This window comes from Neptuniibacter marinus, assembly GCF_001597725.1.
GTDB classification, from domain to species: domain Bacteria; phylum Pseudomonadota; class Gammaproteobacteria; order Pseudomonadales; family Balneatricaceae; genus Neptuniibacter; species Neptuniibacter marinus.
Window position 1 is genome coordinate 71911 of the sequence record NZ_LUTR01000001.1, and the last position, 13104, is coordinate 85014.

15 protein-coding genes are annotated in these 13104 nt (G+C 42.7%); 12 read left to right on the top strand and 3 right to left on the bottom strand.

Features of this window, described 5'->3' with window-relative positions:
• Positions 1 to 271 precede the first annotated feature (271 nt).
• On the bottom strand, positions 272 to 766 hold the full coding sequence (locus A3774_RS00345) for a winged helix-turn-helix transcriptional regulator (RefSeq protein WP_067861790.1): 495 nt from the start codon (positions 764 to 766) through the stop codon (positions 272 to 274).
• Between the two features lie 141 nt (positions 767 to 907).
• On the opposite strand from A3774_RS00345, the gene A3774_RS00350 reads away from it, so the two are divergent.
• The 8 genes from A3774_RS00350 to A3774_RS00385 all read left to right on the top strand — a co-directional run bounded on the left by A3774_RS00350 (position 908) and on the right by A3774_RS00385 (position 7558).
• The gene (locus tag A3774_RS00350; protein ID WP_067861793.1) at positions 908 to 2164 is read left to right on the top strand and encodes a D-amino acid dehydrogenase; all 1257 of its coding nucleotides are present in this window, start codon (positions 908 to 910) and stop codon (positions 2162 to 2164) included.
• A 77-nt stretch (positions 2165 to 2241) separates the two neighbouring features.
• Complete coding sequence (locus A3774_RS00355) at positions 2242 to 2625, top strand: Rid family detoxifying hydrolase (RefSeq protein ID WP_067861796.1); 384 nt, start codon at positions 2242 to 2244, stop codon at positions 2623 to 2625.
• 88 nt (positions 2626 to 2713) lie between these two features.
• Positions 2714 to 3790 (top strand): alanine racemase, encoded by a 1077-nt coding sequence (alr, locus tag A3774_RS00360; RefSeq protein WP_067861799.1) that lies wholly within the window; start codon positions 2714 to 2716, stop codon positions 3788 to 3790.
• Positions 3791 to 3800: 10 nt separating this feature from the next.
• Complete coding sequence (locus A3774_RS00365) at positions 3801 to 4148, top strand: RidA family protein (RefSeq protein WP_067861802.1); 348 nt, start codon at positions 3801 to 3803, stop codon at positions 4146 to 4148.
• 208 nt (positions 4149 to 4356) lie between these two features.
• The gene (locus A3774_RS00370) at positions 4357 to 4851 is read left to right on the top strand and encodes a DUF4405 domain-containing protein (RefSeq protein WP_067861804.1); all 495 of its coding nucleotides are present in this window, start codon (positions 4357 to 4359) and stop codon (positions 4849 to 4851) included.
• A 122-nt stretch (positions 4852 to 4973) separates the two neighbouring features.
• A complete protein-coding gene (locus A3774_RS00375; RefSeq protein ID WP_067861807.1) occupies positions 4974 to 5153 on the top strand; it encodes a CPXCG motif-containing cysteine-rich protein in 180 nt (59 codons plus the stop codon).
• A 10-nt stretch (positions 5154 to 5163) separates the two neighbouring features.
• The gene (locus A3774_RS00380; protein WP_067861810.1) at positions 5164 to 5673 is read left to right on the top strand and encodes an MOSC domain-containing protein; all 510 of its coding nucleotides are present in this window, start codon (positions 5164 to 5166) and stop codon (positions 5671 to 5673) included.
• Positions 5674 to 5728: 55 nt separating this feature from the next.
• On the top strand, positions 5729 to 7558 hold the full coding sequence (locus A3774_RS00385) for an ABC transporter ATP-binding protein (protein ID WP_067861813.1): 1830 nt from the start codon (positions 5729 to 5731) through the stop codon (positions 7556 to 7558).
• A 74-nt stretch (positions 7559 to 7632) separates the two neighbouring features.
• On the opposite strand, the gene A3774_RS00390 is transcribed toward A3774_RS00385, so the two are convergent.
• Complete coding sequence (locus tag A3774_RS00390; protein WP_067861816.1) at positions 7633 to 8391, bottom strand: substrate-binding periplasmic protein; 759 nt, start codon at positions 8389 to 8391, stop codon at positions 7633 to 7635.
• Between the two features lie 359 nt (positions 8392 to 8750).
• On the opposite strand from A3774_RS00390, the gene A3774_RS00395 reads away from it, so the two are divergent.
• From A3774_RS00395 to A3774_RS00410, 4 genes are read left to right on the top strand one after another with little or no spacing between them, the layout of a single operon-like run.
• Positions 8751 to 9224, top strand: a complete 474-nt coding sequence (locus A3774_RS00395; protein ID WP_067861819.1) for an ATP-dependent zinc protease family protein — start codon at positions 8751 to 8753, stop codon at positions 9222 to 9224.
• Positions 9221 to 10126 (top strand): 30S ribosomal protein S6--L-glutamate ligase, encoded by a 906-nt coding sequence (gene rimK, locus A3774_RS00400; RefSeq protein ID WP_067861822.1) that lies wholly within the window; start codon positions 9221 to 9223, stop codon positions 10124 to 10126. Before A3774_RS00395 ends, rimK begins: the two co-directional genes overlap by 4 nt.
• Positions 10127 to 10131: 5 nt before the next feature.
• Positions 10132 to 11157 (top strand): succinylglutamate desuccinylase/aspartoacylase family protein, encoded by a 1026-nt coding sequence (locus A3774_RS00405; protein WP_067861825.1) that lies wholly within the window; start codon positions 10132 to 10134, stop codon positions 11155 to 11157.
• A gap of 20 nt (positions 11158 to 11177) precedes the next feature.
• Positions 11178 to 12158, top strand: a complete 981-nt coding sequence (locus tag A3774_RS00410) for a magnesium transporter CorA family protein (RefSeq protein WP_067861831.1) — start codon at positions 11178 to 11180, stop codon at positions 12156 to 12158.
• A gap of 10 nt (positions 12159 to 12168) precedes the next feature.
• Here A3774_RS00410 and A3774_RS00415 read toward each other — a convergent pair whose 3' ends face one another.
• A complete protein-coding gene (locus tag A3774_RS00415; protein WP_067861834.1) occupies positions 12169 to 13104 on the bottom strand; it encodes a diguanylate cyclase in 936 nt (311 codons plus the stop codon).

Below are 13104 nucleotides of genomic sequence, written 5' to 3' on the forward strand. Positions count from 1 at the left end.
GGAAATATACTTTTTTATAGGAAAAATTAAGAGATTGCAGCGATCTATAATAAAAATTTTAAATAAACAGATGTTTCCACTGCTATAGACAAGTTTCAAAGCTAATAGCGACACAGTAAAGCTAATAAGCGAATGATTCCTTTTGAATAATGAATACTAGGAATTTAAGAATTAATCCCCGCTGTACTCAAAAAATGTGATTGTGCAAAGAGAAAGTTCCACATAACACAGACACTTTAGCGTCAATTTCCTATCCATCTATAAGCCCAAGCTAGGGATTCGCTTTATACTCAATAGGCAGGGCATGTGTCTCTCGCACCTCTTCCATTACTATATAACTTTTAGAGTTTTTCACTCCAGGTAAGGTCAATAACATATCACCCAACAACGCACGATATTGCGACATATCATTTATACGAGCTTTAAGTAAATAATCTGCATCGCCCGATACTAAATGACACTCAAGTATATAAGGCAAATCAGAAACAGCTCTGTTAAACATACGAAAGGCGTCTGGTGTCTGATAAGACAACGAGATCTCTACAAATACCAACATATTGTAATCAAGCAGCTGTGGATTCAAGCGAGCATAATAGCCCTCTATATAACCCTCCTTTTCCAACCGTTTTACACGCTCAATACAAGGTGTAGAACTTAATCCTACCTTCTCCGCTAAGTCGACATAACTAATTCGACCATCAGACTGTAACGTACGCAGTATACTGATATCCAAACGATCTAATGCACGTTTTTTATTATTCGTCATATAGAGAAATCCACTACATATAATCAATTAATTAGTTGATATCACTCAATTATAAAAAAATTCAAATCCATTTAATACAAAAAAGCCAATAAACTAGTGTTTTCTCATTAGCAAAATAATTTTAATAAATGAGGTCACACAATGAAAGTATTGGTTTTAGGTGCAGGCGTGGTTGGCGTTACGAGTGCTTGGTATTTAGCCAAAGCAGGCCATGAAGTCACTATAATCGATCGCCAAGTAGATGTCGCCTTAGAAACAAGTTATGGCAATGCAGGGCAAATATCCCCTGGATACTCTGCTCCGTGGGCTGGTCCTGGCATCCCCCTAAAAGCGATTAAATGGTTAATGCAAGACCTCGCTCCGTTTATGATTAGCGGTAAAGAAGTTGATGTTCAGACGCTTGGCTGGATGACAAAAATGCTGGCTAATTGTACAGAAGATGCTTACCACACGAATAAAGCACGCATGATGCGTTTAGCTGAATATAGCCGTGATTGCTTTATTAACCTACGTCAAGAGATTGATATAGATTATGAACAGCGCAGCAAAGGTACGCTGCAACTGTTCCGTACAGATAAACAGGTCAGCGACTCTAAAAAAGATATCTCTGTTTTAGAAGAGTGTGGGGTTAATTTCCAAGCCCTCGACACCGACGGTTGTATTGAATATGAACCAGCCCTAGCAATGGTAAAAGAAAAAATCGTTGGCGGCCTTAGACTACCCGGTGATGAAACGGGTGATTGCTTCAAATTCACTAACGCTCTTGCGAAAGAGTGTAAAAAGTTAGGTGTCGTCTTCAAGATGAAGACCGATATTATTAACATCAACACTGATGGCGATGAAGTCGTGAGTGTCAGCACCTCAAGAGGTAAGATGACATCTGATGCTTACCTCGTTGCATTAGGCAGCTACTCAACCTTAATGCTCTCAAAAATTGGTTTAAAAGTACCTGTTTACCCTATCAAAGGTTACTCATTAACAATACCGATTATAGATCCATCCAAAGCACCAACCTCTACGGTTATGGATGAGACTTACAAAGTAGCGGTTACCCGTTTTGATGATCGTATTCGTGTGGGCGGCACCGCAGAAATCGCATCCTACAATAAAGAACTCAAAGAAAAACGCCGTGCTAATGTTGAGTTTGTTGTAAATGATCTCTTCCCTGGTGGTGGCGATATAGAACAGGCTGAATTTTGGACAGGCTTACGTCCGATGACACCCGATGGTACACCGATTCTTGGCGAAACCAATATCTCTAACCTGTTCTTAAATACCGGCCACGGTACTTTAGGTTGGACTATGTCATTAGGTTCCGCCAAATACGTTACTGATGTCATCAGCCAAAAAGCACCGGATATCAATAACGAAGGCTTATCTGTAGCCCGCTACGGCTAATCACCACGTCATAACACTTAACATGTCGAGGTTGCTCAGCTCACTGACCAACCTCTCTTTATCCTGAAGGAATGATCATGAGCAATAAATCAATTATCTCTACCAATAAAGCACCAGCAGCGATCGGCACATACTCCCAGGCAGTAAAAGCTGGCAACACCGTTTATCTGTCTGGCCAGATCCCATTAAATCCAGAAACAATGGAGATGGTTACAGAATCTTTTGAAGCACAAGCCGTACAAGTATTCGAAAACCTACAAGCGGTAGCAGAAGCCGCTGGTGGTAACCTAAACGATTTTGTTAAAATAACAGTGCTTTTATCTGACCTATCTTACTTTGCCCAGGTTAACGAAATCATGGCAAAGTACTTTCAAGCACCTTATCCTGCGCGTGCAGCTTATGCGGTCAAAGCATTACCAAAAGATGCTGATGTAGAAATCGAAGCGATTATGGTTTTATAAGACAGCTTAAAATAGCTTTTACGAGATTATCATCTTTATTTTTAGCGCTATTTATTATTACTAGAAGCACCACCGATTAGGAGTTCCCATGGCACGCCCAGCCACCGCTACAATTAACTTAGATGCTATACGTCAGAATTATCTTTTGGCTAAATCTGTGGCGCCTAAACAAGGTGCTTTAGCTATTATAAAAGCCAATGCCTATGGACATGGTGCCGTAGAAGTTGCCAAAGCCTTAAGTAAAGATGCAGATGGGTTTGGCGTGGCCTGTATTGAGGAAGCCATTGAGCTTCGCAATGCAGGTATTAGCTTACCTATATTATTACTAGAAGGTTTTTTCACCGCGGATGAGCTACCTATTATCAGCGACCAAAACTTGTGGTGCGCAGTTCACAACGCAGATCAGATCGATATTATTGCTAATGCTCCACTAAACAAACCTATCACCGCATGGTTGAAATTAGATAATGGCATGCATCGTTTAGGTATCACTCCAGGTGAATACAAAGAGGCATTTCATAAGCTATCGGCTCTACCTCAAGTTGAACATGTTGTATTAATGAGCCACTTCTCTGCTGCCGATGAGCCTGAACTTAATACAACAGCTGAACAAATCCAAATTTTGGACACTCTCGCTGATGAGCTCAAAGCGCCGATCAGTATGGCCAATTCAGCCGGAACCCTTGAACATGATAATGCACGTAGGGACTGGCAGCGTCCAGGTATTATCCTTTACGGTGCAAGCCCTTTTGCTGAAGCACATAAGTTAGCCGATCAGCTAAAACCAGCTATGACATTAAGCTCAGAAGTCATTGCCGTTCGCGAAATCGAGCCGGGTGAAAGTGTAGGCTACAGCGCCACATGGACCTGTGACAAACCCACCCGTGTAGGTACGGTCGCTATGGGATATGCCGATGGTTACCCACGTCATGCGAAAAATGGCACCCCCGTACTTGTGGATGGACATAAAAGCCGCATTATTGGTCGCGTTTCTATGGATATGCTGGCCGTTGATCTCAGTGATATTCCAGACGCTAAAGTTGGTAGCTATGTGGAGCTTTGGGGCGAGAACTTACTAGCTTCAGACGTCGCCGCTTGTTGCGACACTATCCCCTACACCTTATTCACCGGCATTACTCGCCGTGTGCACAAAAAATATAGTTGAGGAAATATCTATGAGCATTGAGCGCATGGAATCTACCGAACGCATGAGCCGTATCGTTAAGCATAACAATACCATTTACCTTTGCGGCCAAACCGCTGGCGAAGCCCTGTGGGATATAGCAGAACAAACGCAACGCTGCCTAGATAAAATTGATGACTTACTCGCTAAAGCGGGCAGCCACCGTAATCAATTACTTTCTGTCACTATATATATCCGTGATATGAAAGATTTTGCTGCGATGAATAAAGTCTGGGACGCATGGGTAGCAGACTGTGAAAAGCCAGCTCGTGCCTGTGTAGAAGCACGTATGGCGCGTCCTGAGATACTTGTCGAATTGAGTGTCACTGCCGCATATTAAATGCTCAATCGATCATATTCATAGAAACTTCTAGGGGGCATTTAACGCCCCCTTTTTTTATGCTCAATAACAAGAGCTCACCCTCTTAATCGCCTTCGCCTTAACCTTAAGACCCTCCTTTACTTTTCTTTACAGTTTATAAACCCTAGTTAACTCTTCCTAACGGCATAATTTCTATAAAGAGAGATAGCTTATTTGGATCATCATTATGAAATACAACCACCGTAATTTTTCAACGCCCCTCATCATCGCTAGCGGTCTAATTATTGCGATTAGTGGCGTTATGATGTTTTTCCATATAGGGAAAGATGTAGTCAAATTAATGCATGAGTGGATTGGCATTATCATGGCCGCAGCGACTCTGCTACATATTCAGTTTCACTGGCGCTCCTTTAAACAATACTTCTCAAAGAAAACGGGCCTTGCCGTTATAAGTTTTATATTACTAGGAGCTAGCGCTCTAGCCTTAACGCCAATAGAGCATAAACCACATCCAGACAAGCAACTTATTGAACTCTACTCAGAGAAGTCACTAGAACAGATAGCCTCCTTTGAAGAGCGTAATATAGAGCAATTACTGATTGATTTAGAGATCGCCAATTTTAGCGTTAGTTCAGAACAACTAAGCCTGAAAGATATTGCTCAAGAAAATCATGCGCGCCCATTTGAATTAATCAATGCCATAATTAATCCGGAATACTAACCGCCTTTCAGCTATTCTAAACCTAGCCTGTATCATTTAAATTTAAACAGGCTACCAAACCCTTTCCACAAGCGATAAACGAAAACCACACTCTTGTTCAAATTGATCTTAAAAGAGGTGCTATGTTCATATCTTTCGAATGTCCTTACTGTATGACCCCAAATACTGCTGAAGTAGATCCGGACAACGATATTGATCAGCAGATGATTCAAGATTGCGAGATCTGCTGCCAACCGATTGAACTTTTCATCACCGAAAGCGATCAAAAGATCTACGTGGAAGCAAAGCAGGAATGGGAGTAGCCATCGCGTTATGAGCTTACATAATTTATTTTTACGTTACGCAAAAGATCTACCTCCCGGAACGCTTAACTGGATAGGCATTAGACCAGAGCGTAAACAGCCTCTTATCTCACTTGATCATGTCATGGCCATAAAACACAAAGGCTTAGAAGGAGGCCATCGCTGCATAAAAACGCCCGGTTCTGCACGCCAAGTAACGCTTATCTCTGAAGAGTTTATTCAACAAATCGCTTACTACGCTAACAAGAACACGATAGCCCCCGATCTTTTACGGAGAAACCTTGTTGTATCCGGCATTAATCTCAATGCGTTAAGATACCAACAGTTTCGAATCGGCAGTGCTGTATTTGAAGCCAGCGCTTTATGCCACCCCTGCTCAAGAATGGAAGCCGCCTTAGGTCATAATGGTATTAGTGCAATGCTTGGCCACGGCGGATTATGCTGTAAAATCATCCGCTCAGGTGAGATCAAAGTTGGCGATCATTTACATGTGCTCAATACCCAACAAGACCTTTTTTAACTGCTGTGACTGACCCCACCACTCATAACTACTTTATTCACTGTTAGAGAGACTTATGTTTTCATTTTTTGAAAAGCTGATTCCCGCTTTTCCTCCTGCAGAGCCTAGCCAACCACCCAAAGGCCTTTATGCGTTCTGTCGTCACTATACAAAAGGCGCAGAATGGCCATTAATAGCGATGTCTTTACTCACCGCTACGGTTGCCATTTTAGAAGTCACTCTATTTGGTTTTATGGGACAACTAGTTGATTGGCTATCAACTAAAGATAGAGCCACCTTTCTTGAGCAAGAAGCAGATCAACTTCTGTTAATGAGCTTAGTGCCTTTGATTGCACTGCCCATTGCCGGTCTACTACATTCATTAATTACCCACCAAACTCTTTTGGGTAACTACCCTATGTCTATCCGTTGGCTCGCCCATCGCTATCTTTTAAAACAAAGCGTCTCCTTTTATGCCGATGACTTTGCCGGACGAATCTCAACAAAAGTGATGCAGACTGCGCTTTCTATACGTGAATCAGTAATGAAACTACTAGATGTCATGGTGTTTATCGTTGTCTACTTTTTTGCCATGCTAGTATTAGTCGCTCAATCAGACTGGCGCCTCACCTTACCTATGGCCATTTGGTTATTATTCTATGTAGGGATCCAAACCTATTTTGTCCCTCGCTTGAAAAAAATATCCACCGAGCAAGCAGATGCTCGCTCAATGATGACCGGACGAATTGTCGATTCCTATTCCAACATTACAACCATCAAACTGTTTTCCCATACTCAGCGAGAAGCTGAATACGCTAAAGAAGGCATGGATCTATTTTTAAAGACTGTCCATAAACAGATGCGTCTTGCCACAGGGCTTAACCTTAGTGTGCAATGCATAAACCACTTGCTCTCATTTTCTGTAGCCTCACTTTCCATCTGGCTTTGGCTCGAAAATGCTGTATCTGTTGGTGCCATCGCTATCTCTATCGCTTTAGCTCTGCGGTTAAATGGTATGGCACACTGGATTATGTGGGAGATCAGTGCACTTTTTGAGAATATTGGCACAGTTGCCGATGGCATGAGCACACTATCAAAACCACTCCAGATCCAAGATAAAGCCCATGCAAAAGCACTTCAAATAAAAAAGGGTGCTATAGATTTTAATACTGTCAGCTTTGGTTATGGTGAAGAGAAAAAGATCATAGATCAGCTAAATTTAGCGATAAAACCGGGTGAAAAAATAGGCTTAGTAGGTCGTTCTGGTGCTGGGAAATCAACCATTGTTAATTTGCTTATGCGTTTTTACGATGTTGAAAGTGGCTCTATACAAATTGATGGCCAAGATATTAGAGACACAACGCAGGACTCCCTGCGCGCGCATATAGGAATGGTCACTCAAGATACCGCACTCCTTCATCGTTCAGTGCGCGATAATCTACTTTATGGTCGACCTGAAGCAAGCAAAGAAGAGATGATCTATGCCGCTAAAAAAGCGGAAGCACACGACTTCATTCTAGGCCTACGCGATAGTGCCGGACGTACAGGCTATGATGCCCACGTGGGCGAACGGGGTGTAAAACTATCCGGTGGCCAACGCCAACGGATCGCTATCGCCCGCGTATTACTTAAAGATGCACCTATAATTATCTTAGATGAAGCAACATCTGCATTAGATTCTGAAGTCGAAGCCGCAATCCAATCTAGCTTATATACCTTAATGGAAAACAAAACCGTTATAGCGATTGCCCATCGCCTATCGACTATCGCAGCTTTAGACCGCTTAGTTGTCTTGAATGAAGGGGAAGTACTCGAACAGGGAACCCATAACGAATTAATTCAAAAACAGGGAATTTATGCCCAGTTATGGGCCCATCAAAGCGGTGGCTTTTTAGGTGGAAAGTGATAATAAACTGTATGCTATAACCTTGTTACCTAGCATGCCCGTATCAGATAGGTACTCTCTATTAGGTCTCTCTATTATTTCCAATCCTTCAGGCCATATTTAGCTAAAATGGTGGAGAGTTCTCCTGACGCCCTAAGCTTCTTTATGCCATCAGATAGAAGGTTTGCATACACTGTTGAACTTTTCAGTGCTGGAGAAAAAGCGATATACGCTTTTTCCCGCTGCATTGTGCCAGCAAATTTAAATTGATCTGCTAGTCCCAACTGATTTGCTGTATACCAAAACACAGGATCAGTTTCGATCATCGCATCAATACGATGTCTATCAAGTAATTTAATACCCTGAGATAACAAGTGGTAATTCCCATTGAGCATAGTGACTCTCTCAGCACCACTCTCTTGGATATAACTCCTTAACTCATCACCGTAGTCATAGCCTAAAATAGCCCCTAACTGCACATTTTTAAGGGATTCAACTCCCTCATAAGTCCAGTCACTATCTTTACGCACAAAAAAAGAGTTTCCCAAAACCGCCAACTCTTCTTGAGGATAGATGAACTGTGGAGCATCACTCTTAAAGCCTCCCATAATGGCATTAATATTACCTTTTCGCGTTTCTTGAATAGCACGCGACCAATTCATCTCTATATATTCAACATCATGTCCATGGTCTGAAAATACCCGCTGGGCAACCTCCACCATAAAACCGGGCAGTTCGGCACCTACTTCACAATTAAACGGACACCAGCGGTCTGCCGCAATTAATATGTGTTCAGCATAAGCCCGAGGCATAACAACAAAGAACAAACAAATTAAAATCAATATATGACGCATAAATATCAACAATTAGAATATAAGTGCACTAGAATTAGTATCCTATGTTATTAGAGTATACCGAATAGAACGATACATAGCCTAATCCCATTACCACCTCCCTTCTTCAATAAGAAGAGACCCCATTAGTCGACAAAATAGATATCTCTACCTAAAGTTAATTTAGGGTTAACTATCAATAAGCTCCTCTTTGGAATACCGCCAATCAATAGATTATTTTTAAATAGCCTTGATTAACTGAAATAGAGTGCAATAACAGACTTTCCTTGGTAAAAGGAGAAACGTAAATTCTACCTACAGCACTTCTGACTTATCCACGCCAAAATAACCGCTAGGCTTATACATTATAGGTATGCACCATGGGTAAAGAACGTATATCAACAGGCTGGCAAGAATGGGCCTTACTTCCAGAGCTTGGTTTAACGCCACTACAAACCAAAATTGACTCAGGAAGGCAAACATCGACCCTGCATGCCTTTATGACTGAGGAGTTTGAAAAAGATGGGCAGCCTCACGTCCGCTTTTGTATTCATCCAAAACAGAATGATCGGACAGAAGCTGTACTCTGCGAAGCCCCCATCCTCAGCAAGTTCGAAGGTACAAATAAGTACGGCAAAAAAGAAGACGATTATCTTATAAAAACGACGATTCAAATGGGGAACGAGCAGTGGCCTGTTGAGTTAGTAATTACCAACATGGATGAAATGACATTCCGTTTAGTGTTAGGCCACTCAGCAATTGACGGACGGCTCATCGTAGATCCTGCAGCCACATTTTTATTAGGTTCCTCCGATGATGTGACACACAATTCAAGCCAAAAGGCAGACAAATGAATATCGCCATCCTTTCACGTAACAGAAAGCTCTATTCAACTCGCCGTCTCGTCGAAGCATGCGAGCAGCGTGGCCACGAAGCTATGGTGGTAGATGCCTTAAGAACCTATATGGATATTGCATCAAATAAACCACAGGCTCACTTTAAAGGCGAACCACTACCCCACTTTGATGCCGTCATTCCTCGTATTGGCGCCTCTATTACCTTTTACGGCACTGCGGTTCTACGTCAGTTTGAAATGATGGGTTCCTACCCTTTAAATGAGTCAGTCGCTATTTCTCGCTCTAGAGACAAACTACGTACTATGCAGTTACTTTCCCGTAAAGGCGTAGGTATGCCCTTTACTGGATTTGCGAACAACCCTGATGATATAGGCGATCTAATCAAAATGGTTGGCGGTGCACCTCTCGTCATCAAGTTACTTGAGGGTACTCAAGGTATAGGCGTTGTCCTTGCTGAAACACAAAAAGCAGCCGAAAGCGTACTTGAAGCCTTTATGGGTCTAAAAGTGAATATTATGGTGCAGGAATATATTAAAGAAGCTGGCGGTGCCGATATTCGCTGCTTAGTTATTGGTGATAAAGTCGTTGCTGCGATGAAACGCCAAGCAATGGCGGGGGAATTCCGTTCCAACCTTCATCGTGGCGGCAGTGCATCACTGATTAGAATATCCCCTGCTGAACGAGCCACCGCAGTCAATGCAGCCAAAATCATGGGGCTCAATGTGGCTGGGGTTGATCTCTTACGTTCAGAGCGAGGCCCGTTGGTGATGGAAGTGAATTCATCACCTGGGTTAGAGGGAATCGAATCCGCAACTGGCAAAGATATAGCGGGTATGATTATTGATTTCATTGAGAAAAATGCAAAACCTCATCGAACAAAAACACGGGGTAAAGGTTAATATCTATGGCAGATACAACGTTTACTATTAACGGAACAAAGGTCGCCCCAGGTACACGGACGACCATTGAGCTTCCGGCAGGCCGCCTCTACACCCATACGCCTATGACCATCCCTGTTCACGTCATCAATGGTAAACGAGATGGTCCTCGACTATTTCTCAGCGCCGCAATACATGGCGATGAGATCAATGGGGTTGAGATTATCCGGCGCGTGTTAACCCTGCCAGCACTTAAACGTATTAAAGGCACATTAATCGCCGTGCCTATCGTTAATGTGCATGGATTACTGAGCCACTCTCGCTACCTACCAGATCGGCGCGACCTTAATCGCTCCTTTCCTGGCAGTGAAAAAGGCTCCCTTGCAGCGCGTATCGCCCACCTCTTTATGGAGGAGATAGTTTGTCAAAGTACTCACGGTATAGATCTACATACTGGCGCGGTACACCGTACGAACCTTCCCCAAATTCGTGCCAACCTGGATGATGAAGAAACCGACAAACTCGCACGCGCCTTTAATGTTCCGGTAATCATATCGTCCAACCTTAGAGATGGTTCGCTTAGAGAAGCCGCAGCGGAACATGGGATTCCAATGCTGTTATATGAGGCAGGTGAAGCGCTAAGGTTCGATGAGATGGCGATCAGGGCCGGCGTAAAAGGGATTGTAAACGTCATGCGCTCATTAGGTATGCTTCCCCCTTCACGAGGCACACGTAAATCCTATAAAGAACCGGTAGTCGCCCGCTCTAGCTCATGGGTACGCGCCTCTGAAAGTGGTATTTTGCGCGCACTTATCCCCCTTGGCGGTCGTGTCAGCAAAGGCACCTTACTGGGTGTTGTGTCTGACCCTTTTGGTGAGAAAGAAGCGCAAATCACCTCTCCCTATAGCGGCATTGTGATTGGAAAAACCAATCTCCCCTTAGTTAATGAAGGAGATGCGCTTTATCACATTGCCCGCTTTGGCGACATTGAAGAGATTGAAGCCAAAGTTGATGAGTTTCAAGAAGATCTCTCTGACGAACTTAATCGTTAATCTATAGGACGCCATAGTAAATGGTCACAACATATTGGAAAAAGAGCGGTCAACCTATGTTGATCGGCAATGAAGACCAGATAGCGGCTTGGCAAAACGATGCATCAAGTTTTATTTGGATAGACATCCAGTACACTGGGATGGATCAACAATGGGTTGGCGAGCTTCTCTCATCATTAAACTGCAATGCCCTTGCAGTGAAAGATGTACTTAGGACACGCCATCCACCCAAAATAGAGCTTTTTCAAGATCAAACTTTTATCTTGTACCGCGGTATATCGGACGTTATTAATGAGTTGGAATACAATCACCAACAGATCGGCTTTTTTATCAATGATCGATATTTAGTCACCGTACACCCTGAACACTCCATGGGGATAAGCCAAATTATCCAATCAGATTCACTTACAGATTATATAGAGGAGCCAATGCTACTGGCTCTAAAAATAATGCATAAGTCATCCGATACCTATCTATCTAATATGCTGAATTTTGAAGATGAATTGGGGTTACAAGAAGACGCCCTTCTAGCTGGTGAAGGAGAAAGGCATATGGCCGCTTTAGCAGGCTATCGGATAAAGCTTCTACGCCTAAAGCGCATATTTAATTATCATCAACAGATGTTTGCAGAATTCTGCTCCCACGCAAATGATGATAAAGCCTCATTTATTCAACTATCAAAGCATGAACACTATCTCACTGATGTTTATGAACGCTTTGAACGTATTTACAGTTTATCTAGCCTCTACTACGAGATGTGCTCGGATATGGTTGAAGGCTATATATCAATAAGCTCACACCAACAAAATGTCTCAATGCGCGTGCTTACAGTCATTACCGCTATTTTTGTACCGCTAAGTTTCTTAGCCGGTTTATACGGAATGAACTTTGATAATATCCCAGAGCTGCACCACCCTAATGCCTATTATGTGCTGCTAGGTACGATGTTTATCATCTCCTTTGCGCTCATTGTGCTATTTAAACGTAAGAAATGGATCTGATACGCTAAACTCATTCCACCGACTGATAACTCAGTCGGTTTCGCCCCTTATCTTTAGAGGCATAAAGAGCGCGGTCAGCCGCTTTAACGACAGCCCAATCATCTAAATGATTTTGATTGTTTTTTTCTGGATAAAAAGTACTGTACCCAACAGATACAGTGACGTATTTATATATAGCGTCTGGCGCATGCTCTACATTCAACTCTTCGATTAGTCGAATAAGCTTCTGAAGTAATATATCAGCACCCTCTTTACTTGTATTAGGTAGAATTAACGCAAACTCTTCACCACCATACCGCGTAACAACATCCGCCGGACGCCGAACATTATTAGCCAGTGCTTGCGCAATGCCTTTGAGACATTCATCACCCTTTATATGACCAAAGTGATCATTGTACTTTTTAAATTGATCAATATCGATCATAGCAACTGTCAGCGGCTCTCTTTCACGATACATTCGTCTTTGCTCAACACTTAACCGCTCATCAAATGCTCGGCGATTGGCAAGCCCCGTCATAGAGTCAATTTTCGCCAACTGCTCAAGCAACTGAATGGCTTGATGATAATTCAAATGTGTCTGTACACGTGCCGCTACCACACGTGGGTTAAGTGGCTTAATAATATAATCAGCGGCTCCCGCATCAAATACAGCCTCTTCAAAACCAAGCTCACTATTACTTGTAATAAATAAGACAGGGATATCAGCAGTATCGGGATTGCCTTTTAGTGTGCGGCACACCTTTAATCCATTAATGTCAGGTAAATCCATATCGAGCAGAAGAAGCTTAGGTGGCTGTGCTTTGATCATCGATAACGCTTGCCTTGCATCTAACGCAAAACGAATTCGTCCGATCTCCTCTAACGCTTTATTCAAAGCCATGATGACTGTCTTGTCATCATCAATAATAAGAATGTCTGGTAGTTCACCACTCTTAGGCTTGATCAT